Annotated in this window: 24 protein-coding genes; 8 read left to right on the forward strand and 16 right to left on the reverse strand. The window is 62.3% G+C overall.

The features are described from left to right. Positions 1–2: 2 nt before the first annotated feature. The 4 genes from AK829_RS08680 to AK829_RS08695 form a co-directional block, all read right to left on the reverse strand. Positions 3–1,727: a bifunctional uroporphyrinogen-III C-methyltransferase/uroporphyrinogen-III synthase gene (locus AK829_RS08680; RefSeq protein ID WP_083439805.1), complete on the reverse strand. Its 1,725-nt coding sequence runs from the start codon at positions 1,725–1,727 to the stop codon at positions 3–5. A gap of 165 nt (positions 1,728–1,892) precedes the next feature. After that, on the reverse strand, positions 1,893–2,777 hold the full coding sequence (hemC, locus tag AK829_RS08685) for a hydroxymethylbilane synthase (protein WP_052205492.1): 885 nt from the start codon (positions 2,775–2,777) through the stop codon (positions 1,893–1,895). Between the two features lies 1 nt (position 2,778). After that, the gene (locus tag AK829_RS08690) at positions 2,779–4,119 is read right to left on the reverse strand and encodes a glutamyl-tRNA reductase (protein ID WP_083439806.1); all 1,341 of its coding nucleotides are present in this window, start codon (positions 4,117–4,119) and stop codon (positions 2,779–2,781) included. A gap of 46 nt (positions 4,120–4,165) precedes the next feature. Next, positions 4,166–4,402, reverse strand: coding sequence for a glutaredoxin family protein (locus AK829_RS08695; protein WP_052205494.1), 237 nt, complete (start codon positions 4,400–4,402; stop codon positions 4,166–4,168). 144 nt (positions 4,403–4,546) lie between these two features. Between AK829_RS08695 and AK829_RS08700 the strand changes: the two genes are divergently transcribed. Continuing rightward, entirely contained in the window at positions 4,547–5,566 is a 1,020-nt protein-coding gene (locus AK829_RS08700) for an HAD family hydrolase (protein WP_052205495.1), read from the forward strand. A gap of 441 nt (positions 5,567–6,007) precedes the next feature. On the opposite strand, the gene AK829_RS12260 is transcribed toward AK829_RS08700, so the two are convergent. The 5 genes from AK829_RS12260 to AK829_RS08720 all read right to left on the reverse strand — a co-directional run bounded on the left by AK829_RS12260 (position 6,008) and on the right by AK829_RS08720 (position 9,225). Beyond that, entirely contained in the window at positions 6,008–6,109 is a 102-nt protein-coding gene (locus AK829_RS12260; RefSeq protein ID WP_003855542.1) for a 30S ribosomal protein bS22, read from the reverse strand. 165 nt (positions 6,110–6,274) lie between these two features. After that, positions 6,275–6,466 carry a helix-turn-helix domain-containing protein gene (locus AK829_RS08705; RefSeq protein ID WP_052205496.1) on the reverse strand — a complete coding sequence of 64 codons (192 nt, stop codon included), beginning with the start codon at positions 6,464–6,466 and terminating at the stop codon, positions 6,275–6,277. 155 nt (positions 6,467–6,621) lie between these two features. Next, a complete protein-coding gene (proC, locus tag AK829_RS08710; RefSeq protein ID WP_052205497.1) occupies positions 6,622–7,434 on the reverse strand; it encodes a pyrroline-5-carboxylate reductase in 813 nt (270 codons plus the stop codon). 33 nt (positions 7,435–7,467) lie between these two features. Beyond that, positions 7,468–8,259, reverse strand: coding sequence for a hypothetical protein (locus AK829_RS08715; protein ID WP_052205498.1), 792 nt, complete (start codon positions 8,257–8,259; stop codon positions 7,468–7,470). Between the two features lie 6 nt (positions 8,260–8,265). Beyond that, on the reverse strand, positions 8,266–9,225 hold the full coding sequence (locus AK829_RS08720) for a Ppx/GppA phosphatase family protein (protein WP_070495045.1): 960 nt from the start codon (positions 9,223–9,225) through the stop codon (positions 8,266–8,268). Positions 9,226–9,258: 33 nt separating this feature from the next. Here AK829_RS08720 and AK829_RS08725 point away from each other — a divergent pair, with 33 nt between their 5' ends. After that, the gene (locus AK829_RS08725; RefSeq protein WP_052205500.1) at positions 9,259–10,143 is read left to right on the forward strand and encodes a hypothetical protein; all 885 of its coding nucleotides are present in this window, start codon (positions 9,259–9,261) and stop codon (positions 10,141–10,143) included. Here AK829_RS08725 and AK829_RS08730 read toward each other — a convergent pair. Genes AK829_RS08730 through AK829_RS08740 form a run of 3 tightly spaced genes read right to left on the reverse strand, consistent with a single transcriptional unit; the run spans position 10,125 to position 12,792 of the window. Continuing rightward, positions 10,125–10,814, reverse strand: coding sequence for a response regulator transcription factor (locus tag AK829_RS08730; RefSeq protein WP_052205501.1), 690 nt, complete (start codon positions 10,812–10,814; stop codon positions 10,125–10,127). The two genes, AK829_RS08725 and AK829_RS08730, sit on opposite strands and share 19 nt — an antisense overlap. Before the next feature lie 8 nt (positions 10,815–10,822). After that, positions 10,823–11,998 carry a sensor histidine kinase gene (locus tag AK829_RS08735; RefSeq protein WP_257963821.1) on the reverse strand — a complete coding sequence of 392 codons (1,176 nt, stop codon included), beginning with the start codon at positions 11,996–11,998 and terminating at the stop codon, positions 10,823–10,825. Between the two features lie 47 nt (positions 11,999–12,045). After that, positions 12,046–12,792, reverse strand: coding sequence for a phosphoglyceromutase (locus AK829_RS08740; protein WP_052206475.1), 747 nt, complete (start codon positions 12,790–12,792; stop codon positions 12,046–12,048). A gap of 34 nt (positions 12,793–12,826) precedes the next feature. On the opposite strand from AK829_RS08740, the gene AK829_RS08745 reads away from it, so the two are divergent. Continuing rightward, complete coding sequence (locus tag AK829_RS08745) at positions 12,827–13,969, forward strand: chymotrypsin family serine protease (protein ID WP_052205502.1); 1,143 nt, start codon at positions 12,827–12,829, stop codon at positions 13,967–13,969. Positions 13,970–13,991: 22 nt separating this feature from the next. Here AK829_RS08745 and mshA read toward each other — a convergent pair whose 3' ends face one another. Both mshA and AK829_RS08755 read right to left on the reverse strand, forming a co-directional pair. Then, entirely contained in the window at positions 13,992–15,254 is a 1,263-nt protein-coding gene (mshA, locus tag AK829_RS08750; RefSeq protein ID WP_052205503.1) for a D-inositol-3-phosphate glycosyltransferase, read from the reverse strand. A 35-nt stretch (positions 15,255–15,289) separates the two neighbouring features. Then, a complete protein-coding gene (locus AK829_RS08755; RefSeq protein WP_083439807.1) occupies positions 15,290–16,462 on the reverse strand; it encodes a MinD/ParA family ATP-binding protein in 1,173 nt (390 codons plus the stop codon). 624 nt (positions 16,463–17,086) lie between these two features. Here AK829_RS08755 and AK829_RS08760 point away from each other — a divergent pair. Continuing rightward, positions 17,087–18,799, forward strand: a complete 1,713-nt coding sequence (locus AK829_RS08760) for a long-chain-fatty-acid--CoA ligase (RefSeq protein ID WP_052205504.1) — start codon at positions 17,087–17,089, stop codon at positions 18,797–18,799. Positions 18,800–18,824: 25 nt separating this feature from the next. Continuing rightward, positions 18,825–20,522 carry a long-chain-fatty-acid--CoA ligase gene (locus tag AK829_RS08765; RefSeq protein WP_052205505.1) on the forward strand — a complete coding sequence of 566 codons (1,698 nt, stop codon included), beginning with the start codon at positions 18,825–18,827 and terminating at the stop codon, positions 20,520–20,522. 15 nt (positions 20,523–20,537) lie between these two features. On the opposite strand, the gene AK829_RS08770 is transcribed toward AK829_RS08765, so the two are convergent. Next, positions 20,538–21,599, reverse strand: a complete 1,062-nt coding sequence (locus tag AK829_RS08770; RefSeq protein ID WP_408606255.1) for a UDP-N-acetylmuramate dehydrogenase — start codon at positions 21,597–21,599, stop codon at positions 20,538–20,540. Here AK829_RS08770 and AK829_RS08775 point away from each other — a divergent pair. Genes AK829_RS08775 through AK829_RS08785 form a run of 3 tightly spaced genes read left to right on the forward strand, consistent with a single transcriptional unit; the run spans position 21,561 to position 23,674 of the window. Next, positions 21,561–22,052, forward strand: a complete 492-nt coding sequence (locus AK829_RS08775) for a DUF2505 domain-containing protein (protein ID WP_052205507.1) — start codon at positions 21,561–21,563, stop codon at positions 22,050–22,052. The two genes, AK829_RS08770 and AK829_RS08775, sit on opposite strands and share 39 nt — an antisense overlap. An 18-nt stretch (positions 22,053–22,070) precedes the next feature. Further along, entirely contained in the window at positions 22,071–22,880 is an 810-nt protein-coding gene (locus AK829_RS08780) for a methyltransferase domain-containing protein (RefSeq protein ID WP_052205508.1), read from the forward strand. Between the two features lie 5 nt (positions 22,881–22,885). Next, on the forward strand, positions 22,886–23,674 hold the full coding sequence (locus AK829_RS08785) for an LmeA family phospholipid-binding protein (RefSeq protein WP_052205509.1): 789 nt from the start codon (positions 22,886–22,888) through the stop codon (positions 23,672–23,674). On the opposite strand, the gene AK829_RS08790 is transcribed toward AK829_RS08785, so the two are convergent. Next, positions 23,643–23,957 (reverse strand): DUF2516 family protein, encoded by a 315-nt coding sequence (locus AK829_RS08790; protein ID WP_083279003.1) that lies wholly within the window; start codon positions 23,955–23,957, stop codon positions 23,643–23,645. The two genes, AK829_RS08785 and AK829_RS08790, sit on opposite strands and share 32 nt — an antisense overlap. Between the last annotated feature and the right edge of the window lie 7 nt (positions 23,958–23,964).

A 23,964-nucleotide genomic window follows, 5' to 3' on the forward strand; every position in this document is an offset into this window, starting at 1 on the left:
TCCTATTCCCCGCTCGCAGCTCCGTCCGCAACTGCTGCAGCGGCCGTCTCTACCTCAGCGGGTTTCCGCCGGGCACGGCGCTTCTTGCGCGGGGGCGGCAGCTGGCCAGCGGCGCGCAGTTCCGCAACGTGCTCCGCCAAAGCGTCGACCAGCGAAGGCACATCCGCAACCTCCGGCACCACGTCCACGCGCAGGCCCTGCTCCTTCGCCTCAGCCGCCGCCATGGGGCCGATGCAGGCGATGATGGTGCGCTGATGCGGCTTACCAGCAATGCCAACCAGGTTCTTCACGGTGGAAGCAGAGGTGAAGCACACGGCATCAAAACCGCCGGTCTTGATCATGTCGCGCACCTCAGGTGCAGGCGGGGCGGCGCGCACGGTGCGGTACGCCACCACGTCATCTACTTCCCAGCCCTTCTCCAAAAGGCCGTCCACCAACACGTCCGTACCCAGGTCAGCGCGCGGCAGCAGCACACGCGACACCGGGTCAATGTCCTCGACGTACTCCGGGAACACCTCAACCAGGCCAGCCGCGTTTTGCTTCGTGCGGTGCGGCAACAGCTCCGGCATCATGCCGCGGGCGCGCACAGCGTCCGCAGTCTTCTGCCCCACCGCAGCCAAGTGCACGCCGGCAAAGGAACGCGCATCTAAACCCAGCTCCGCAAACTTGTCCCACACCGCATCAACAGCGTTGACGGAGGTAAACACCACCCACTGGTAGCGGCCCTCAACAATGCCCTTGATCGCACGGTCCATCTGCGCGGGGTTGCGCGGCGGCTCCATGGAAATGGTGGGCACAGACTGCGGGATTGCGCCATAGGAGCTTAAGCGCGCACTCATCGACCCAGCCTGCTCCTTGGCACGCGGCACCAGCACACGCCAGCCGTAGAGCGGACGGTTTTCCCACCAGGAGTACTTCGCGCGTTCATCCGGCACGGTACCCAAGGTCACCACCAGCGGACCGGTCAGGTCCGCGTCCAGCTTGGCCACGGTCTGCAGCGTCGCATCAAACGTGCGCTGCAAACGCGTCGTGCCGTGCGTGGTCACCGCCACCGGAGCGCTGGCCGCAAAACCGCGATCCATCAGCTCCTTAGCCATCTGTGGCAGGTGCTCCTGCGTTGCCTGGAACACCAGCGGCTGCGGTGCGGTAGCCAGCTGATCCCAGTCCACCGTCTCATTAGCCAGGTCCGCCTCGGTGTAAGTGGAGCCCAGCGCGATGCCAGCAAAGGAAGGCACGGTGGACGGCAGGCTCATGCCCGGCACTACCTGAAACTCCAGGCCAGCGGCAGCAACAGCGGACACCTCCGCCATCACCGAATCGCGCGTCAGCGGGTTGCCGCTGACCAGGCGCACCACATCACCGTCGCCGCCATCGCCCTGCTCATACAATGCTTCCGCCTGCTCAAGGGCATTTTTCAGCTTATCTACAACCCCGTCAACCCCCGCAGCCAACTCCTCAACCTCAGCCGCCGTTGGCAGCTCCGGGCGTGGAGGTTTCCGGCGCGCACCAGCCTGTTTTGCCTCAAGCACCATTTGCTCATACTCCGCGTTCGCCGCGTCGAGCTTGGACTGGGGGACGGGAAGACCTGCCGCAACAACGTTACGGACACCCTGAGAGACCTCCGGATCAACCAACGCGATAGCATTGGTCTCCAGCACCTCGCGTGCACGGATGGTCAGCAGATCAGGGTTTCCCGGGCCTGCCCCGACGAAGATGATCTTTGTCATACAGTGAACTTTTCTAGGCACAAATAGTTGTCTCGGCGCGGACGAGGGTGCCGTTATGCCACCCCGCTGTGCCGAGACGTGAAAGCGTTTGGTATCTCCACCTTAAAGTGGAGTGCCCAGGATTCAAAAACGCCTGTGTTTTTTATATGCGTTTTACGCCCGTGCTTACATCAACGGCATTGCGCCGCGTGCCACCAACGCTTCCGCCACAGATTGGCCAAGCGCCACCGGATTCGAGCGCTGCCCAGTCTGGGTTTCCACAACCTGCTTCGAGCCGTCCAGGGCGAATACGCCTGCGGTCAGCGTCAGCGTGTCACCATCCAGCGTTGCGTGAGCAGCAACCGGCGCGGTGCAGCCAGCCTGCAGCGTTGCCAGCACCTGGCGCTCCGCCGTCGCCTGGACGGTGGCGTCCGGGCAGGCCAGCGCATCAATACGTGCGGCGTTGTCCGCATCGCCCGCGCGGCACTCCACTGCCAGCGCACCCTGCGCCGGCGCCGGCACCAGCACCTCCGGCGAAAACACCTCGGTGGCGCGATCCGCATACCCGCCGCGGCTCAGACCCGCGTACGCCAACATGATCGCGTCCAACTCACCAGAGGTAACAAAGCTCATGCGGCGCTCAATGTTGCCGCGCAGCGGGCGAATGTCCAGGTCCGGGCGCAGCGCACGCAGCTGTGAGATGCGGCGCGGCGCCGACGTTCCCACCTTCGCGCCCTGCGGCAGCTCCGCCAACGTCAAACCGTCGCGAGCAATCAGCGCCTCACGGTTATCCTCACGCTTCGGCACAATCAGGTGTGCGCGTGGTTCCGGCGCCGTCGGCAAATCCTTAAACGAGTGCACGGCAACATCCACCTCACCGGCAAACAACGCATCACGCAGCGCGGACGTAAACACGCCCACACCGATGCGCTCAACCGGTGCCTGCGATAAATCACCAGGGGTGGTCACAATGTGCAGCTCCGCCGGGGCACCACCTGCAATCAGCCAGTCCCTGACGTGCCCTGCCTGGGTAGTAGCAAGGTGAGATCCACGAGTACCAATGCGCAACATGTTACAGCTCCTTGACCTGCATTTTGGCCTGCATTTCTTCCGGACGCGGCAGGCTCCCCGCATCAACGGCAACCGGGGGACGGCCCAAGCCGAACAACTCCTCAAACACCGTATCCACGCTAACAGTGTCCGTTGTCGCCGCCAGCTCCTTAATCTTCACCGTCGGCGTATGCAGCAGCTTGTCCACTACGCGGCGTACGGTGCGTTGGATTTGGGCAAAGTCGTCCTCACTGACGTCCACAAGCCTGGCCCTGAGTTTCTCCAACTCGAATTCCTGGACCTCGGTGGCGCTACTGCGAAGCCGAGCCACCGCCGGCGCCACCTCGCGCACGCGCTGCTGGGAGGAAAACTCCCGAACCTGCTCAGAAACGATCTTCTTGGCGTTTTGCACCGCCACAACATCCGCCGAATCCCCCTTGGCAGTGCGCTTCTTGTGCAAAAACTCAATGTTGATCAGGCGCACGCCCTCGCGCGTTGCCACATCATCTGCAATATCGCGCGGCAGCGACAAATCAACCAACATCGTCGGCCCCGAAAGGTCCTCCGCAGTAATGGTGAAGCCGTCAGACGCCGTGGCAGAAACCGTGATGTCAGCACGCGAAATCGCACCTGCGCGGGCGTTGAAATCCACCACTTCCGCCGGCACGCCAGCTTCCCGCGCGTGCTCCGCGAGCCGCTCAGCATTGGAACGCGTGCGGTTGGCAATGATCAGCTTGTCCACACCGCGCCTCCCCAGCTGCGTTGCGGCCAAAGAACTCATCGCGCCAGCACCCAACACCAGGGCCGTGTGCCCCTCAAACGAATCCACACCCATCTCCGCCATCGCCTCATCCAAGGCGAAGGTGACCATAGACCCACCGGCCTCATCGATCGCGGTTTCCGTGTGCACGCGCTTGCCCGTATGCAACGCGGACTGCGCGAGCGAATGCAGCGTCGGCCCAACCGTGCCGCGCTCTGCCGCATCCAGATACGCCGCACGTACCTGGCCAATAATCTGCTGCTCACCCACCACCATGGAGTCCAGCCCAGAGGCCACGGAGAACACGTGCTCTGCAGCCGCATCCGCGTAACGTACGTACAGGTAGCCGCGCAGCTCCGCCTCACTGACCCCAGAGACGTCAGCCAGTACCTTCAGCACGTCCTCCACACCAACGTGGAACGCGTTCGCAACTGCGTAAATCTCCAGCCTGTTGCAGGTGGAGATAATCATGGCTTCGCTTAGAGACGGCTGCGCCACCAACGCTGTTGCAGTCGTGTCCTGCACCGCTTCGTCCATACTCAGCCGCTCAAGCAACGCGACAGGAGCCGAGCGGTGGGACATCCCCACAACGAGTACGCTCACCCAATCTCCTCCAACTCACCAAAAAATCAAACTAAAGTATAGCCCTCTAACGGCGAAGCTCTGCGTCCAACTCGTCCGCATCCACTTCCCAGCACGCGAACTCATCACCGTCAATCACCACAACCGGCACCCGGTCCCCGTATTCCAATGCCAGCTCAGGGTCCGTATCCACATCCACAACCCGCATGAGAGCTTCATGCTTATCGACGACCCGCCGAACCTCCCCCTCAACCCTCACACACGAACCGCAACCCTGTCTCACCATGAGTTCTACAGTCCTCATATTTGAAGGTCCTCCAGTTCTGGTTTGGTGGCGCCTGAGGCGCGTTTGTTAGGTACGATGTGCAAGTTAACTCGTTAACGCTAACAGACAGCTAGCGTTAACCAACAGCTAGATCACCAACCTCAACCGCAACCGAGGAACCCCATGGCCGAGCCCAGCGAACTCCTTGCCCAGTGGTCCGTCTCCCACGGCAACCTGCGCCGCTTCTTTGAGGACCTGGCACTGCCTCCACTCGACGCAGAGGCGCAGCGCGCCGCCGGCGAAGCGGCCGCCGCAGCCGCCATCGAGGAAACCTTCGGCATCGGCATTGAGGAATTCGCCCTCGGCGTTGATTCCGTCGGCGGCGCCTTTGCCACCGCAGGGCGCCCCAAGCTCAACCAGCCGGACCCGGACATCCCCCAGGATCCCGGCGCCGCGGCGTTTTTCGACATCGACAACACCCTGATCCAGGGCTCCTCCCTCATCCTGCTCGGCCAGCAGCTGGCTAAGCGCCGCTACATCACGCTGCGTGAGATCTTCCCGGCCCTGGTCAAGCAAGTGAAATACCGCGTGTCCGGATCCGAAAACGCTGATGACATCGCCTCCGGCCGCGAGCAAGCCTTAGGCCTGGTCAAAGGCAAGTCCGTCGCCGAACTTCAGGAGCTTTGCGCCGAGATTGTGGACCACCACATGCTGACCAAGGCGTACCAAAGCACCGTCGAGCTCGGCGCCATGCACCTCGCCGCAGGCCAACAGGTGTGGTTGGTTTCCGCAACACCTGTCCAGATTGGCCAGGCACTGGCAGAGCGCCTCGGCTTCACCGGCGCACTTGGCACGGTTGCCGAGGAGGAAGACGGTGTTTTCACCGGCCGCCTGGTTGGTGACATCCTCCACGGCCCCGGCAAACAGCACGCCGTCGCCGCGTTGGCTGCCCTCCAACAGCTGGACCTAGAGCGCTGCACCGCCTACTCCGACTCCATCAACGATCTGCCAATGCTGGAGATGGTTGGCTCCGCCGTGGCCATCAACCCGGACCGTCAATTGCGGCAGCACGCTAAGCAGCGCGGCTGGGAGATTCGCGACTACCGCTCCATGCGCCGCCTCATCCGCTCCTACGCCATCCCGGCCATCGCTGCCGCTGGCGTTGTTGGCGCAGCGCTAAGGATTGCCCGGCGCCGCAGCTAGGCCCCTGACAAATGTGACAACACTATTTGCGTTTCCCCAGGTCGCGCCTAAAACCGGCCACCTGTGTTGTCACATTTGTCAGGTGGTCCTAGCGGCTCACGCAGGAAACAAGAATTTGAATATACTAGTCTCCGCCTCGTTTACGGTTTCTCACCACGATTATGTACCAAATGCCCGCTAGAGCACCTGTAGTCGATAAAGTGGGACCTACGGACAAAATCGGATTAGACCACGCAGAAAGTGCTACTTGAATAATACTCAGGATAACACCTATAGCGATAATGATACCGATGACAACTCGTAGCAAGCGCATTTTATACCTACTGTGACCAGCAAACTCTACCAGGGAAAAGTCTAATTCATGGACGCATGCCACACACTTTTTGCTACTTAACCAAGAAAAAGGCCCGCTCCAACCAGAGCGGGCCCAAAACCAAAGGCTTACTTGCCAAGTTTACGACGCTGCACACGAGTGCGGCGGAGCATCTTGCGGTGCTTCTTCTTGGACATACGCTTGCGGCGCTTCTTAATTACTGAACCCACTGGGTTTCCTCGTTTCTTTATCGGTACATGTACTCGTTCTCCGGCAGGCCAGGCCGGTGAGAATGCTAAATAGCATACAGGGGTGGCTGTTCAGGACAAAAAAGTCCGGCACCTCCGCTGACTATGTGGAGGTGCCGGGCTTGGGGTGTAGATAAGCAAGAAGCCTTATCCGACGTCGTACACCGAGGACTCGAGGTACTCATTAACCGCGGTCTCGTTCACGCGGAACGAGCGGCCCACACGCACTGCCGGCAGTTCGCCGGAGTGCACGAGGCGGTAGACGGTCATCTTGGAAACGCGCATGATCTCCGCGACTTCCGCGACGGTAAGGAACTTGCCCTTCTCTTCACTTGCCATAATTTTCTTTAACCTTCCGCACGGTAGGCGCGCTGTAGGCTTCCCCTCCCACAGGACGGACACGCACGTGCTTGAACGAGCTTACCGTGAACGGTGTGTCGCGCGCGACTTATGGGGTAAGAAATTTCAAAAGTGCCCGCTGTGAACGTGTGTGACTAATGGTTCCCAAGTTCCGCGGAACGCTCCGCGCACGCCTCGGTGGCTCGGTACAGGGCGCCACGCAGGCCGGACTCTTCCAGCTCACGGATCGCGGCAACGGTCGTTCCTGCTGGTGAGGAGACTGCCGCACGCAGCTCCGCTGGCGTATATTCGCCTTCCAGCATCGCGCCAGCACCCGCCGCAGTGGACACCGCTAGCTCGGCTGCCAGCTCACGGTTAAGGCCCAGAGCTACCCCCGCATCCACGAGCGCCTCGGTCATCAAAAAGTAGTAGGCGGGCCCGGACCCGGAGATCGCGGTCACGGCATCCAGCTGTGATTCGTTGACTTCGACGACTTTGCCGGCAGCCTGGAGCAGGTCGCGGACGAGGGTGCGTTGTTCGTCGTCAACGTAGCGTCCATAAGCAACTGCCAGCACGCCCTTGCCCACCAGCATGGGGGTGTTAGGCATGACGCGCGCGATGGGGGCTCCTGCGGTGGAGATGGCGTCCTGCATGGCGGCAAGTGACACGCCCGCGGCCATGGACACTAAGACGGTGCCGGTGTCGTTGCGGTCCACCTGGTCACTGATCTCATCCAGCAGCTGCGGGATCTGCGCCGGCTTGACGCACAGCACCGCTACATCGGCCTCATCCACGGCGGCACGGTTGTCGGTTTCGGTCAGCACCCCGTATCGCTGGGCTATGCTTGCCGACGCCTCCTCCGACCTATTCGTCGCCACAATCTGCTTGGGGTCAACGCCGGAGTTCAACAGGCCCGCGATCAACGCTTCGCCGATATTGCCCGCGCCTAAAACGGCGATCTTTTGCACAGAGCACCCCTTTTTTAAGTGTGAATGTTCGAATTAGAGCAGCGCCGGGCCAAACGCGATCACGACGGCAGCAACGCCTGCGAGACCAACCGACAGCCAGTCACGGCCAGTGCCAATTGCGCGCGCCGCGTAGACGGAGCCAGCCACCGTGATCACGCCAAGGATGGCCGCCACCGCTGTAGGTGTGCTGGTCCACAGCCACTTAAACAGCATGAAGCCGAGGATGCCCAGGACAACACCGAGGAACACCATCAGCACCAGGGTGATCGGGTTTACGCCAGCTTCTTCGGTGTCTTCAGCGCCTTCGAGGTCTTCAGCGCCTTCGAACTCGTCGAGTTCTTCAAGTTCTTCGACCTTGGTCGGCGCGGCATCCAAATCAACGATCGGTGCTGGCTTCGGCGCTTCAGTTTTCGGCGCCTCAGCCTTTGGTGCGGGCGCTGCCGGCACGTCGGAGACCTTCTTGATTACCGCGGTCTCGTCTTCCGAAGCGCGCTCAACCCTCTTCGGCTCAGGCTGCTTCAGCTCAGCCTTTTTCACCTCAGGCTTCTCAACCTTCGGCGCGGCGGCGGGCGCTTCAGAATCCACAGGCTTCGCAGGCGCGGCAGGCGCGGCTGGCTTCTCAGCGGGCGCGTCGATAGGAACGCTGGAGTGGCGCGACTCCGCCGGCTTAGCCTCGACCTTCTTTATGGAGCCGGTCAGTTCGGCGACGGATACACCACCGTCTTCAAGGCTGCGGCGACGGCGACGACGGGTGCCAAGCTCGGGATTCTCCTTCTGGGCGCGGGCGAGAATCTCCGCAACGGTGAGCTGTTTCTGCTCAGACATCTTTAGCTACACTCCTTCATCCATCGCCGCGGCGGCGCCTGCGGTGTCAATATCGATGCGTTTCAAGATCACGCCTTCGCGCAGGGCCCACGGGCAGATCTCCAACTTATCAATGTTTAGGGCGCGCATAGCAGCTTCCGCAACGAGCGCGCCCGCCACGATCTGGTGGGAGCGGTCAGTACTGATGCCTTCCAACTCCGCGCGGTCAGCCGCGGTCATGCGCGAAATGAACGCGATGAGCTGTCGAAGACCCGGCGCGGTCAGGGTTCGTTTGACGTAGGGACCGGCGGACGACGGTGCGGCACCGGTCAGGCGTGCCAGTGAGCGGAACGTCTTGGACGTGCCCACGGCCAGGCCGGTTTCGCCCATGGCGCGGAACTTCTCGGCGGGGCCGGCCAGTTCGGCGTCAATGTAGTCGCGCAGCAGGTTGATCTTTTTGCGCTCCGGCGGGTCGGTGTCAAACCACTCATGGGTCAACCTGCCCGCACCCAGGTCCAGCGACACCGCCAGGTCTGGGACTTCTTCGGTGCCGGTGGCCAGCTCCAAAGAGCCGCCGCCGATGTCTAAGTTGGTGATGCGGCCGGCAGACCAGCCGTACCAGCGGCGGGTGGCCAGAAACGTCAGGCGTGCCTCTTCTTCACCGGAGAGGACGCGCAGCTTCACGCCGGTCTTCTTCTCCACGGCTTTGAGCACTTCCGCCGAGTTGGTGGCAGAGCGCACCGCGGAGGTGGCAAACCCGTGGAACTCTTCGCACTTCAGGTTGCCCGCAAGGTCTGCGGCCTCTTGGACAACGCTGATGAGCTTTTCTACGCCCTTGTCCTCAATGTTTCCCTTTTTGTCCAGAAGCTCAACAAGCCGCAGTGGCTGCTTCCAGTCGGACATTGGGGTGGGGCGCGCCCCTGAGTGAGCGTCCACCGCCACCAAGTGGACGGTGTTGCTGCCTACATCCAATACACCTAAACGCACACAGCAAGCGTAACGGTTATAAGGTGCTTCGGTGTGAATCAACCAGCCCCGAATGAAGTTTTCTTAGGTTTTCCTGCAAGCTCGCCCGCGGGAAAGTCCATCGCGGCGGGGCGTGAAGTACCGCCAGATTTTCCCCGCGAGTGGTTCGAGTTCGTACACCCGGAGGATCCGCTGCACTCCTTCACTATTGACTTGACCTGGGTGGAGTCCACCTGGTCGTGCCGTTTCGGCACTCCGGAGTGCCTGGGCATGCACGAGGAGATCCGTGAGGTTGGCTGCTGCAACCACGGCGCCTATATGGCCGATGAGCAGGATCGTGATGATTTGTATAACGCGGTGGCGGAGTTGCCGGCGAAGTATTGGCAGCTGCGCCCCAAAGACACGGACTCGTTCCTGGCCAACGGGGACATCACTGAGCTTGAGCCGTGGCTTGAGTGGGATGAAGAAGACAACATGAAAACCAGGGTGGTTGACGGCGGCTGTATCTTTGCCAACCGCAACGGCCATCCCACCGGCCCGGGGTGTGCGCTGCACCAGTACGCCATGGCGGCGGGCAAGAATATTGTCGGTTCCAAGCCTGAGGTGTGCTGGCAGGTGCCTTTCTCGCGTGAGGACGCCTACGAGGAGCGCCCCGACGGCCAAGAAATCCTTCGCACCACCATCGGTGAGTACGACCGCCGCCAGTGGGGCTCAGGTGGTGAGGACTTCGACTGGTGGTGCAGCGGCGCACCTTCGTGCCACGCCCCGCGTAACGACGCTGACGCGATCCCCGTCTGGCGTTCCATGAAAGCCGAACTGATCGCGCTTATCGGCGAGGCACCTTATGCGGTACTCGCGGCGCATTGTGAGGCGAGGGGGTTGGCGCCGGACGTCGCTAAGCAAAGGCACCCTGCGGCAACTCAAGCCTCAAACTTGTAGCCCAAACCGCGCACCGTAACCAGCTGGGTCGGGCGCGAGGGCTCCCGCTCAATCTTGGTGCGCAGGCGCTTGACGTGCACATCCAACGTCTTCGTATCGCCCACATAATCCGCACCCCAAATGCGCTCAATGAGCTGGCCGCGAGTAAGCACGCGGCCGGAATTGCGCATCAGGTACTCCAGCAGGTCGAACTCTTTCAGCGGCATCGCCACAGGCTGGCCATCCACCGTCACCGTGTGGCGCTCCACATCCATGCGTACGCGGCCGCCCTCAACAATGCGGTCATCAAACTCATCAACCTCTTCCACCTCCGGGCCGCGGCGCAACACCGCGCGGATGCGAGCAATCAGCTCACGGGTGGAATACGGCTTGGTCACGTAATCATCCGCGCCCAGTTCAAGGCCAACAACCTTGTCAATCTCAGAGTCACGAGCCGTGACCATAATGATGGGAACATCCGACTCAGCGCGCAGCTTGCGGCACACATCCGTGCCACTCATGCCCGGCAGCATCAAGTCCAGCAGCACTAAGTCAATGCTGTCCTCATTGAACTGCTCAAGCGCAGCCGTACCGTCGGCCGCCCAGACAGTGTCAAACCCTTCCTTCTTCAGCAGATACGCCAAAGGCTCCGCCAAAGATTCTTCGTCTTCAACGATCAGGATTGTTGTCACTTTAACTGTCAGTCCTTCCCGGGTACCTGCCGCTGATCCGGCTGGTAAATAGGCAACTCGATGGTAAACGTGGACCCGGTACCGGGCCGCGACCACAGCTTGATGTTACCGCCGTGGTTAGCCACCACATGTTTGACAATAGCCAACCCCAGGCCAGTGCCGCCCGTTGAGCGGGAACGCGCCTTGTCCACACGGTAGAAACGCTCAAACACGCGCTTCTGGTCCTCGGGCGCGATGCCAATGCCGCGGTCAGTTACCCGCACCAGCACCACGTTTTCACGCACCACCTTCTGCGAGATACTCACCTGCTTGCCGTTCGGCGAGTAGTTGATGGCGTTGGACACCAAGTTGGACACCGCAGCAACCAACAGTGCGCGGTCCCCCATCACCTCCACACCCGTGGTGGCGCCGCGGGTGAGCACGATGTCATGGTTTTCGGCGCTGACGTGGTTGCGCTCAATCGCCTCATCAATCACCGCGTCAATGCTCACGGGCACCATCTCCGGCAGTGCCTCCGCGCCCTGGAGCTTGGACAGGTTGATCAGGTCCGTGATCATCTCACCCATGCGGTGGGACTCTTTGAGCAGCTTCTCACCGAAGTGCTCCACCATGTCCGCGTCACCTGGGTCCTGCATCAGCGCTTCCGCCAGAAGCGACATGCCGCCAACCGGCGTTTTCAGCTCATGGGAAACGTTGGCAACAAAGTCACGCCTTGCCGCCTCCATGCGCACGTTTTCAGACTCATCCGTGCAGTACGCAATGACATAGGAGTTGTGTGTGAGGGTGAGCGGCTTGACCACCACGGACACGTTGCGGATACGGTTGCCGGTGGCCCGGCGCGGCAGGTCCAAATCAAGCGTGTGCGTTTCCAGATCCTCAAACGCTAGCTGCGCTGCGTCCCACACCTCGGGGTTGATGGTGCGGTCATGCACGATGGACATGTCGTGGGCGCGGGCATTCGACATGATCACCCGCGCACCACGGTTGAAGATGGCAATGCCTGTGGGCGAGCCCTGCACCGCCAGGTTCAGCAGTTGGCTGACCGTGGAGATCTGGCTTGGTGCAGCATCGTCGTCATCCGATATGCGCTCGCGCCAGCTGCGGTACGTCCGCAGCGCCCACACGGCGGCCGCGGTGAACGCGACGCCGATCAGGAACGCGAAAATCGGCGTTACTTCATCCAAACTTCATCCAAACCGAGTCAAACCAAACCGAGTCAAACTCCAGTGAGCTACTTCTTGCCCTGGTTCGCCACAGCGGCTGCACCGGCAGCTGCTGCCTCCGGGTCGAGGTAGGTGCCACCCGGGTTGGCCACACGGCCGTTGTCATCAAACTCGTAGACCAGCGGCATGCCAGTCGGGATGTTCAGGCCAGCGATGTCCTCATCAGAGATGCCGTCCAGGTACTTCACCAGCGCACGCAAGGAGTTGCCGTGTGCGGCAACCATCACCGTCTTGCCGGCAAGGATCTCCGGGCGGATCACGTCAACGTAGTACGGGGTGAAGCGCTCCACCACGTCCTTGAGACACTCGGTGCGCGGCACTTCCTCCAGGAACGCGTAGCGCGGGTCATTGGTCTGCGCGTACTCGTTGTCCGTGTCAATAGCCGGTGGCGGGGTGTCGTAGGAACGGCGCCAAGACATGAACTGCTCTTCGCCGAACTGGTCGCGGATCTCTGCCTTGTTCAGCCCCTGCAGCTTGCCGTAGTGACGCTCATTGAGACGCCAGTTGCGCACCACCGGAATCCAGTGGCGATCCGCCGCGTTCAGCGCAATGTTTGCGGTGCGGATTGCGCGGCGCAGCAGGGAGGTGAACACAACGTCCGGCAGGACATTCTTTTCCACCATGAGCTTGCCGGCATTGACTGCTTCGCTCTCGCCCTGCTCGGTCAGGTCAACGTCTACCCAACCGGTGAATTGATTCGACTTGTTCCATTCGCTCTGGCCGTGACGGACCAGGATCAGCTTTCCGTTACCCATGCATTCAAGCATGCCACGCTTTAGGCTGTGAGGCATGCGATTTTCAACCACTCGGGCCGCAGCTTGCCTTGCGGCGGCCGCTGTTTTTGCTTCCACTCTTGCTTCCCCGGCCGTTGCGGCTGAGCCTGCGCTGGCTGCGCCGGGTGCGCCGATGCGTATCATGCCGAAGAATCCGCCGGCCACGGTGAAGAATGGGTATGGCGATGATGTGAAGGTTCCGTCGTCATTTTTCACCTACGTGTGCTCCCAGGGCCCGTCCGGCACGATCCGCCACCTGGATGGTTCAGAGCAGAAGGTGATGCTCACGGCGTCCCACTGCATCACCCCACTGCCTAACCTGCCGGACATGACCGATCAGGTGCAGGTCAATGTGGGTGGCGCTTACCACCCGATCGGTGTGCGCGGTCGCGCGAATTACGTGCCGCCGGCAGCGATGAACCTGGATGATCCGGTTGCTACCTACAACACGGCCGATTGGGGCTTCGTGCTTATCGACGCTGGCGTGAACCCCACCCACGTCTCCCAATCCAAAACCTCCACAGGCGAGGGGCCGAGTGCTCCCGTGGAGCTGACCACGCTGAAGGATTACCGCACCCTGCGCCCCGGCGAGGTCTCCTTCGACGTTGCTGGCCAGCCGATCTGCAAAGACGGCTCCACCACGGGCCGCACCTGCGGCACGCAGCTCTTCCGCAACCGTGATGGTGTGTTCTCGTGGAACCTGAACTACATCCAGGGTGACTCGGGTGGTGTGAACTATGACCCGCGCGACGGCTCCGTCATCGGCGTGACCTCCATGGTGCTGGGCCCGTTGGGTAAGGCGCAGGCTGCTGACCGCATTGTGGAGGAAGCCTTCGGCATCCCGGACGGCCAGGTCAACGAGCACTTCACACTTGCACCGTCGAACGCGCCGCACGCGGACTTCCTGCCAGCCACCGAAGAGTTCGGCGGTCTGGAAGGCCAGATCAACGAGCTCAACCGTGGCTACGTCCCGCCGAACCCGAACGAGAAGCTCGACCAGGCCATCGCGAATGCCCAGGCAGACGCCAACCGCGTGGCCCAGGACGCGGCGCGCGGCCAGTTCAACCCTGCTGAGGTGGGCAACCTCGCCGGCCAGCACGTCGGCGAGATCACCCGCTGGGCACAGCTTTCCGTGGCACACAGCTTCGGCGCGCTCTAGCAGCGCCGCTGTTAGTTCCCCGCTAGATCCCCGCTGGCTGGCGCGTCGCCTGGCCGGGTTCGAAGCCGGATAGCGTCTCTTCGTACACCTCGATGAGACGCTGCGCGGAGGCCGCCCAGCTGAACTTCGCGGCATGCCCCGTGGCGGTGCGGCCCATGGTGATGCGCAGGGAGTCGTCGGCAAGCAAAAGCTCCAACGCATCGGCCCAGGCGGCTGAACCGTGGCCGTCGACCAACAGCCCGGTCTCCTGATCCGCAACCGCAAGCGGCAGGCCGCCCACGCGCGCGGCAACCACCGGGGTGCCCGTGGCCTGCGCCTCCACTGCGACCAGGCCGAAGCTTTCGTTGTAGCTGGGCACAGCGATGACGTCGGCGGCCTGGTACACACTCACCAGCTCCTGTGGCGGGCGCGGGCCCAGGAACCTCGTGATGCACGCAATGCCCTCCTCCCGCGCGATGTCGTGGTAGCGCTCCACACTCGCACCCGCCCCGGACGCACCACCGCAAATGATCACGCGCAGCGGCGCATCCACCTTCCTACGGCGAGCCACCTCACCCATCGCGCGAAGCAACACCTGCGGGCCCTTGAAATCCTGCAAGCGGCCCACAAACGCCACCACCTTCGCATGCAGCGGAATACCCAGCTGACGGCGAGCCATCTCCGTATTCCGGTTCGTGCCCGGGGTGAACAGTTGCGTATCCGCGCCGGGGCTGACCACGTCGATCTTCTCCGGGTTCACGTCGTAGAACCGCGCGAGCTGCATCGTCTCATCCTCCGTGTTCACCACCAGCGCCTCAGCGTTGTCCACCAACTGCTGCTCACAAATGCGGCGCGCCTCGGACTCTGAAGCGTCGGCGGCATAGGCGTTTTTCACCGCCGCCCACGTATGCCCCGTGTGCACCAGCGGCACACCCGCCAAATCCGACAGCAGCCAGCCCACCTGGCCAGAAAGCCAGTAATGCGAATGGATCAGGTCATAGTCCACACTGTTGGCGCGGGCGAACTGCACCACGCCACCCGAAAACGCCGCAAGCTGCGTCGGCAGGTCCTCTTTCTCCAGGCCCTCGTAGGGACCGGCGACAATGTTGACCACCCGATAGCCGTCCTCCGCCTGCACAATTTCGCCCTGGCTGGGGCGGGTGGCGCGCGTAAACACGTCCACTTCCACTCCGCGCCGCGCAAGCTGAATAGCGGTGTTGTGGACGTAAACGTTCAGCCCGCCCGCATCGCCCATCCCGGGCTGCTCAAGCGGGGAAGTGTGCATGGAAATCATGGCAACGCGCATGCGGGCCAGACTAGTGCGCCTTGCCGCTGGGCATGTTACACAGCGTGGCGGTGCCAGGAGTTGAAGTCGTCGGCGATGGTTGCGGCGAGGCGTCTATAAGCCTCAAGCACGGGCTTTTGCAGCTTATCGACGTCCACCACCGCCCCCTCCGCCAAATGCCTATCAAAGGGAATCACGTGCACCGCCCGCGTACGCGCCTGGAAATGCTCGATGATCTTGGACATATCCACCGTCGGCTTGCCCGGCGCCGCGTTGGAGACCACCACCACGGCATTCGCCGCCAGCTGGTCATAGCCGTGCATGGTCAGCCAATCCAGCGTGGCCGCCGCCGACTGCGCGCCATCCAACGCCGGCGAGGTCACCAACACCAACGTGTTGGCCAGGTCCAGCACGCCCGCCATCGCCGAATGCATCAACCCCGTCCCACAATCCGTCAAGATCACGTTGTAGTGGTGCTGCAGGATGTCGATTGCGTGGCGGTAGTCGCTTTCCGAAAACGCCTCACTAACCGCCGGATCACGCTCCGAACCAATCACCTCAAGCCGCGAATTCGCCTGCGCCGTAAACGCCCTGACCTGCGGGTACCGTGCCGTATCCTCGGCGTTGAGCAAGTCACGGATCGTCGCCGGGGAAGGCGCCGCCGCCCGCTGCGCCAACGTGCCCAAATCCGGGTTCGCGTCAATGGCGATCACTCTGTCTCCACGTTCCCTGGCAAACACCCCGCCCAGCGCCACCGTGGTCGTGGTTTTGCCCACGCCACCTTTCAGGCTCATCACCGCAATCCGGTAATCGCCCCGAAGCGGCGCGCGCACCGCCGCCAACAGACGATCCTCATCCATCTGCTTCTTCGAATTCCCCGGGTTCACCCTCCCTCCGGTTGCCGAATACACCAGTTTGCGCCACCCCTTCTTCGGCGGAAGCTTCACCGGATTCAGCAGGTTGCGAGTGTCCAGCGCGCCTGGTTTGGCAGGGCAGCTCGGTTGGGGTTGGTGTTGGGCTGGTTGTTGAAGTTGATGGGCTGGTTGGGCGTAGTAGGCGGGTTCTGGCTGATAGCTGGTTTGCGGGGTGTTGGCTGGCGGGGTGTTGGCTGGCGGGGTGTTGTCCCAGGGCTCGTCATCGCCGGGGTACGGTGTCGGGTCTGCCAGTCGAGCAAAAAACTCCTCCAGCTCCGGCTGCGTCACGGTGCGGTCAACGGTGCGTTCTTCCATAGTCGCCTCCTGCGGTTATGCCCATTGGTCTTGGGCCGTGTAGTTCGGTGGGAGGCAGCTACCGGAGAACAGCAGCTGGTAGCAGAGACTGGATTCCCCCGGATAGCATCGCGATTCCCTTCGCGATCCCCCCTTCCGCCTGAAGTCTAGCTAAGTTTTTCGCAAGCGCAGCCTAATTGGGCGGAAATAATTCAGACGGCCGGGTCAAATCCTGAATTCTTTTGGATTGAGTCCATTGGCCACCTGCGGCAACTGAATTCTTTGCCCGTTTTTGGGAAACAAATTCAGGATTCAGGGTGCCGCCCCATTACCCGGCTGACAAATCTGACGACGCGGTTTACGTTTGCCCAGTTCACCACCCTGGCACTAAGGGCGTCACGTCACATTTGTCAGTGGGCACGCGGGGATCCTGACAAATCTGACAACGCGGTTTACGTTTGCCCAGGTCGCCAGCCTGACAGAGAGGGCGTCACGTCAGATTTGTCAGAAACCCGCCAATACAGCCACCAAACCCCCAAAACCAACCCGCCAAAACCCCCAAACCTACGGCATCGTAAGTTATACTCCGCTACATTGTTTTGCCAAGGAAACCATCAACGGAAACAGATAACCAAAGGAGCCAACGTGGGAGCAAGCGAAGAGAAGGCCTGGATCAAGCAGTACGCCAGCTGGACCAACCCGAATCCGTCGATTGGCAATGACACGCTGGTGAGCTGGTTCAACCAGGTCGTGGCAACTCAGCCCAAGACTGCCGCAACGTGGTTCATGGGCAAGGAGTTGACCTACGCGCAGCTCAATGAGCAGGTGGGCAAGGCTGCTGCGGCGTTGACCACGTTGGGCGTTGGCCCGGGCGACCGTGTGGCTGTGGCACTGCCGAACTGCCCCCAGCACATCGTGATAATCACGGCGATCCTGCGCTTGGGCGCAGTTGTTGTGGAGCACAACCCGCTGTATACCGCCTATGAGTTGGAGCATCAGTTCAATGACCACGGCGCGAAGCTTGCTGTGGTGTTTGATGTGCGCGCGGATGTGTTCACGGAGCTGATTGGTAAGACTCCGCTGGAGCAGGTCGTTTCGGTGAATATGACTGAGGAGATGCCGCTGCATTTGCGGGCGGCGTTGCAGTTGCCGCTGCCGTCGGTATCCAAGAAGCGCGCGCAGCTGACCAAGGCTGCACCGGGCACGATGCCGTGGCGCGCGTTTATGCACCTGGGTTCCCACAAGGTGCACTTCCCGCAGATCAGCCCGGAAGATACGGCGGTGATCCTGTACACCTCTGGCACGTCGGGTAAGCCGAAGGGCGCGCCGCTGACGCACCGCAACATTGTGTCGGTGCTGCGTGCCGGCATGGAGTGGTTGGAGGACTGGGGCGCGGTCAAGGAGAAGGTGCTGGGCGTGCTGCCGCTGTTCCACATCTACGGCCTGGCGCTGAACTATGGCCTGCCGCTAACCATTGGTGCGCAGATGGTGCTGGTGCCGGCGCCGCAGCCGGAGCTCTACCAGCCGGCGATTACAAAGACGAAGCCTACGGTGCTGCCGGGTGTGCCCACGTTGTACGAGAAGATCATCGATTGGGCTGTGGAAAGCAACGTTGATCTTTCTTCGGTCCACACCTCTATCTCTGGCGCGTCGACGTTGCCGGCGCCCACGATTGAGCGTTGGGAAAACGCCACCGGCGGCCGTCTCATTGAGGGCTACGGTTTGACGGAGACGTCGCCAATTTTGGTGGGTAACCCGCTGGATGGCACGCGTCGTCCGGGATACATTGGCCTGCCGTTCCCCAACACGGAGATTCGCATCGCGGACCCGGATGATCCCAGCCGCACGATGCCGGACGGTGAGCCGGGCGAGCTGCTTGCCCGCGGCCCGCAGGTCTTCGCCGGTTACCTGAACAATCCAGAGGCGAATGAGCGCGCGTTCCATGACGGCTGGTTCCGCACCGGTGACATGGCGATTATGGAGCCGGATGGGTGGATCAAGCTGGTCGCCCGCATTAAGGAAATGGTCATCACCGGCGGCTTTAACGTGTACCCGGATGAGGTTGAAGGTGTCATGCGCGAGCATCCGGACATCGATGACATTGCGGTTGTGGGCCGCCCGCGGCATGACGGTTCGGAGGATGTCGTTGCGTGCATCACGCTTGTCGACGGCGCCGCTCTCGACCCCGACGGCCTCCAGAAGTATGCCCGCGAACGCCTTACCCGCTACAAGGTGCCGAAGACGTTCTACCACTTTGAGGAGCTGAAACGCGATCAGACGGGCAAGATTCGGAGGCGTGAGGTGAGGGATATGCTCGTCGACACGCTGGAAGCAGGCCACGAAGTTACGGAGCCGTAGGTTGTCTCGGGGTACGCTAGGGCCCATGGAAAAGCCTTGGCTGCAGTATTACCCCGAGTGGACCGATCACACCCTTGAATACAGCGAGATCACGCTGGCTCGTCTGTATGACGAGAACTTGGAAAAGAACGCGGAGAAACCCGCAACCAGGTTCTTCGGACGCGGCCAAACCTACGCCGAGCTTGACCGTGAGGTGCGCCGCGCCGCAGCCGGTCTGAAGGCCTTCGGTGTGCGACCGGGCGACCGCGTGGCCATCATGCTGCCGAACTGCCCGCAGCACGTGGCCGCGTTCTACGCCGTGCAGAAGCTCGGCGGCGTGGTTGTGGAGCACAACCCGCTCTACACCGCCAATGAGCTGCGCCCGCAGTTTAGGGACCACGGCGCACGCATTGCGATTGTGTGGGACAAGGCCGCTGACACGCTGGAGAAGCTGCGCGCGGATACCCCGCTGGAGACGGTCATTTCGGTGGACATGACCAAGGCGATGCCGCACCTGCAGCAGCTGATTTTGAAGATCCCGTTTGGCAAGATCCGTGAAGCACGCGAGGCACTCACCGGACCGTGCTCACACACCGTGCCATGGGAGGTTTTGACCGGCTCTGCCATCGGTGGGGACGGCGACAGCATTGTCACCCCCGATGAAGTGACCCCGGATTCCCCAGCACTCATCCTGTACACCTCGGGCACCACTGGCGCGCCGAAGGGCGCAATGCTCACACACCGCAACCTGATGGCCAACCCGATCCAGGGCCGCGCATGGGTCAAGGAGCTGCAGGAACCTGGGCAGCGTATGCTGGCCACCCTGCCGTTCTTCCACGCGTACGGCTTGACGTTCTCGCTGACGCTGATGATGCTGATCGGCTCTGAGCTGGTCCTGCTGCCGGCACCGAAGATGAACCTGATCATGGACACGCTGAAGAAGACCCCGCCCACGTTCGTGCCGGGTGTGCCCACCGTGTTTGAGCGCATCGTGGCCACCGCCAAGGAGCAGAACGTGGACCTCTCGGAGGTGCAGGTGGGCTTCTCGGGGGCGTCGTCACTGCCGGCGGATGTGATTGAGGACTGGGAGGCGCTCACCGGCGGCCACCTGGTGGAAGGCTACGGCCTGACCGAAACCGGCCCGATTTTGATTGGTAACCCGCGATCCGCGGACAGGCGCCCGGGCTACATTGGCATCCCCTTCCCCGATACGGAAATCCGCATTGCCAACCCGAAGAACCTGGACGAGGATATGCCGACAGGCGAAGCCGGCGAGATCCTGGCCAAGGGCCCGCAAGTCTTCGCCGGTTACCTGAACAACCCGCAGGACACGGACGCCGCGTTCCACAACGGCTGGTTCCGCACCGGCGACATGGGTGTGATGGAGGAAGACGGCTTCGTGCGCCTAGTCTCGCGCATCAAGGAGCTGATCATCACCGGCGGCTTCAACGTGTACCCGGCGGAGGTGGAGGAAGTCATGCTTCGCCACCCAGACATCAAGGACGTTGCCGTGGTTGGCCGCCCGCGTACGGACGGCTCCGAGGACGTCGTTGCGTGCATCGTGCTTGAAGACGGCGCCGCCCTCGACCCCGACGGCCTGAAAGACTTCGCCCGCGAAAACCTCACCCGCTACAAGGTGCCGCGCACCTTCTACCACTTCGAGGATCTCAACCGGGACCAGATGGGCAAGGTGCGCCGCCGCGAAGTACGCGCAGCACTGCTAGAGCGCCTGGCTGGCGCTTAGCGCACCAGCCAGAACCTAAAGACCCACCCACACCGGCTCGGGGTGCAGCTCCACACCGAAGCGCTCGCGCACCCCTGCCTGGACGTCATGGGCCAGCGCGACAATGTCTGCGGCACGTGCGCTACCGCGGTTGGTCAGCGCTAGGGTGTGCTTGGTGGACAGGCGCGCGGGCGCCTCTGCACCCGGGTAGCCGCGGGGGAACCCGGCGCGCTCGATCAGCCACGCCGCGGACAGCTTCACCTGGCCCTCGCCAGCCGCGTAGCGCGGCATCGTGGCCTCCCCAACCTGTTCAAACACCGCGTCCGCAACCTCAACGGGCACAACCGGGTTGGTGAAAAACGAGCCTGCGGACCAGGTGTCGTGGTCGGTGGCATCGAGCACCATGCCCTTCGCCCGGCGCGTCTCCAACACAGACTGGCGCGCCTGCGCCAGCGGCACACGCTCCCCACCCAAATGACGCAGCGGCGCCGACAGCTCCGCGTGCTCCAGCTGCAGCTCAACCTCCAACACCACGGCGCGCGAGGTGAACTTCAGGTTGGAGTAGCGGTACGCCAGATCCAGAGCAGAGGCCGGTACCCACTCGTCGCGTCCCGTCTTCCTGTCGTACAAACGCACGCGCGTAAGTACGTCGGCGATTTCGGCGCCGTACGCGCCAACGTTTTGCACCGGCGTCGCACCCGCAGAGCCCGGGATGCCGGACAGCGCCTCGATGCCGCCCAGGCCGTTTTCCACTGCAAACTCCACGACGGTGTCCCAGGGGGTGCCGGCTTGGATGGTCAACGTAGCGTCGTCAAGCAGGATGCCCTCATTGCGCACCAGCACAGCGGTGAGATCCAGGGGGCCGTCTGCAACCAGCAAGTTGGAGCCACCCCCAACAACCAGCAGGGGGCTGCCTGCCGTATCCAGCTGGGACACGGCCGCGATGATCTCATCGGCTGTCACGCATTCACGGACCGCGGCGGGCACACCGCCAACACGCAGGGTGGTCAAATCGGCGAAAGATAGGTCTTGCACGTAAGCCACGGTAGTCTGTTGGGCATGACTGTACGTAGCGAAACCTCCGTTACCATCAACCACCCAGCGGAAAAGGTGGCCAAGGCTTACGCCTCCAAGGAGTACTGGGAGTACATTGCTGCAAAGCTCTCCCCGGAACCGGGCTCGGTCAACGAGTTCACCGGTGACACCGTTGTCCTCTTTGAGGTGCTGCCGAAATCCATCATGCCGGCAGCCGCTCAGGCCATGATCTCCCAGGACCTGAAGCTCAAGCGCGTAGTAAACATCGGCGCACTCGATGGTGAGACCGCAACCCACACCTTCACCGGTGACGTCAAGGGCACCCCCGTGGACTTCTCCGGCGAAATCGCACTCAGCGGCGCAGGCGACACCACCACCCTGGCCTATGACAATGAGGTCAAGGTAGACATCCCGTTCATGGGTGCCGCACTGGAGCCGAAGGTGGCTGAAGCGCTCGAGGAGATCGTGGCCAATGAGGCCAAGCTCACCGAGCAGTGGATCACCGAAAACCTCTAACACCTCGGGGTTTATCCTGTGCCCCACTATCACAACCTGCGCTCTACTTCGGGCGCGGGCAAACCATATGGCGTAATCACGCGCGGGACCACCGGCGTGAACCGTCTTCGACGCTCCGACCGCTGGACCAGATACAACCCGCGGGTCGGGGCGTTGCTGCGTTCCGTGGACACTCCCCTTGCGCTCGACGTTGGCTACGGCGCCTCCCACACCACAACCGTGGAGTGGGCGGGCTGGCTGCGCCAAATCAACCCGCGGGTGGAGGTTGTCGGGTTAGAGATCGACCCAGAGCGGGTACTTCCTCCTCGCAGTGGTGTGCGATTTGAGCTCGGCGGTTTCGAGCTTGCCGGCTACCACCCCCACCTGGTGCGCGCGTTTAACGTGCTGCGGCAATACGACGTGGCCGAGGTCCCTTCAGTGTGGTCGGCCGTGTGCTCCCGCCTGGCGCCCGGCGGCCTGTTCATTGAGGGCACCTGCGACGAGCTGGGCCGCCGCGCCGCCTGGGTGCTTCTTGATGCTTCCGGCCCTGTCAGCCTCACCCTTGCCTGGGACCCCTTCGACGTTGAAATGCCGAGCGACATCGCCGAGCGCCTCCCCAAAGCGCTGATCCACCGCAACGTTGAGGGCGAGCCCATCTGGCAGCTGCTTCAAGACGCAGACCGCGCCTACGCCAACGCCGCCGGCTGGGCCCCGCACGGCCCCCGCGTGCGCTGGCGCGAAGCCCACCAGGAGCTCGTTGCGCGCGGCTGGCCGCTTGCTCCTTTGAGGCGCCGCCTGCGCGACAACACCCTCACCGTCGCCTGGCCAGCAGTCGCACCCGTAGACTAGCCCCCATGAAATCAGCGTGGAAAATCCTCATCGGTGTCCTAGCTGCGCTTCTGATCCTGCTTCTCATCGCAGAAGCCGGCCTGCGCATCTTCCTGTCCAAGCAGATCGAAGACGGCTTTGAAGCCCAGTACGCGGCGCAATCCCCCGGCGTTGTCGCGGCGAAACCAGATGTGTCCTTCGGCGCTACCCCGCTGACCATTGGCATGCTCGGCGGCTCACTGCCGCACATGACAATCCAGACGCCATCCACCCTGATGATCAATGACGGCCAAATCACCGGCGAACCCGCCGCCACCATCGCCATGGACAAGGTCCGCCTGGTTGATCAGGAACCGATTGCTGATCACTTGAGCATGCAGGCAGAGCTGCCCTCTGAATTGCTGCAGGCGATCTTGAACCAGGCGATCAGCGAGCAGCTCGGCGGCAACGCCCTGCTGGATACGCTGATCACCGTCTCCTCGGTCACTACCGACCCGGAGGCAGGCACATTCACCCTGTCATTTACCCGCGGCGTGGCCAACGTAGATATCCGCCCCGTCCCCACCGCCGAGGGCGTGCAGTTTGAAACCACCGGCACCCAACTGTTCGGCTTCGACCTGCCAGGCGAGATCACAGACGCCATCACCCAATCACTCCAGGAAGGCCTAGCCAACCAGGAGGCGGGGGCCATGCGGCTTAATAACGTCCACGTCACCCCAGCAGGCCTCGTGCTTGAGATGACTGGTGAGAACGTGAACTTCTACGAGCTGCAGCAGATGTCAGTTACCAGGAGCCACCAGGCTCAAGGCCTTTAAGCTGCGGGCGCACATCAAACCAGTAAATGCCCACCGCAACGGCGCCAAACCACGCCACGAACGGGATCCGCAGCAACAGCGCGGCAGATGAGACAAACAGGATTGCCGCCCACGCCATCTTCGGCTGACGGCCAGCTGCCTCAAACGCGTCGGCGCGGGTGGTGGACGCCAACACCACGCCGACAATGCCTGCCACCCCGACAAGGATGAACAGAAGGCGCTCCGCAATCAGCGGCACGCGCATGATCATAAAAATTTGTTCAACGGTGGCAGAGTCGAGCATGCGTTAC

Origin of the sequence: Corynebacterium riegelii (assembly GCF_001263755.1) — a bacterium.
In the GTDB taxonomy this organism is placed as follows: Bacteria; Actinomycetota; Actinomycetes; order Mycobacteriales; family Mycobacteriaceae; genus Corynebacterium; species Corynebacterium riegelii.

Bases quoted from the DNA above. Each gene is read 5' to 3' on its own strand.
- AK829_RS08680 (WP_083439805.1), bottom strand. From the start codon at position 1,727: ATGACAAAGATCATCTTCGTCGGGGCAGGCCCGGGAAACCCTGATCTG.
- hemC (WP_052205492.1), bottom strand. From the start codon at position 2,777: ATGTTGCGCATTGGTACTCGTGGATCTCACCTTGCTACTACCCAGGCA.
- AK829_RS08695 (WP_052205494.1), bottom strand. From the start codon at position 4,402: ATGAGGACTGTAGAACTCATGGTGAGACAGGGTTGCGGTTCGTGTGTG.
- AK829_RS08700 (WP_052205495.1), top strand. From the start codon at position 4,547: ATGGCCGAGCCCAGCGAACTCCTTGCCCAGTGGTCCGTCTCCCACGGC.
- AK829_RS08705 (WP_052205496.1), bottom strand. From the start codon at position 6,466: ATGGCAAGTGAAGAGAAGGGCAAGTTCCTTACCGTCGCGGAAGTCGCG.
- AK829_RS08715 (WP_052205498.1), bottom strand. From the start codon at position 8,259: ATGTCTGAGCAGAAACAGCTCACCGTTGCGGAGATTCTCGCCCGCGCC.
- AK829_RS08740 (WP_052206475.1), bottom strand. From the start codon at position 12,792: ATGGGTAACGGAAAGCTGATCCTGGTCCGTCACGGCCAGAGCGAATGG.
- AK829_RS08745 (WP_052205502.1), top strand. From the start codon at position 12,827: ATGCGATTTTCAACCACTCGGGCCGCAGCTTGCCTTGCGGCGGCCGCT.
- mshA (WP_052205503.1), bottom strand. From the start codon at position 15,254: ATGCGCGTTGCCATGATTTCCATGCACACTTCCCCGCTTGAGCAGCCC.
- AK829_RS08755 (WP_083439807.1), bottom strand. From the start codon at position 16,462: ATGGAAGAACGCACCGTTGACCGCACCGTGACGCAGCCGGAGCTGGAG.
- AK829_RS08765 (WP_052205505.1), top strand. From the start codon at position 18,825: ATGGAAAAGCCTTGGCTGCAGTATTACCCCGAGTGGACCGATCACACC.
- AK829_RS08775 (WP_052205507.1), top strand. From the start codon at position 21,561: ATGACTGTACGTAGCGAAACCTCCGTTACCATCAACCACCCAGCGGAA.
- AK829_RS08785 (WP_052205509.1), top strand. From the start codon at position 22,886: ATGAAATCAGCGTGGAAAATCCTCATCGGTGTCCTAGCTGCGCTTCTG.
- AK829_RS08790 (WP_083279003.1), bottom strand. From the start codon at position 23,957: ATGCTCGACTCTGCCACCGTTGAACAAATTTTTATGATCATGCGCGTG.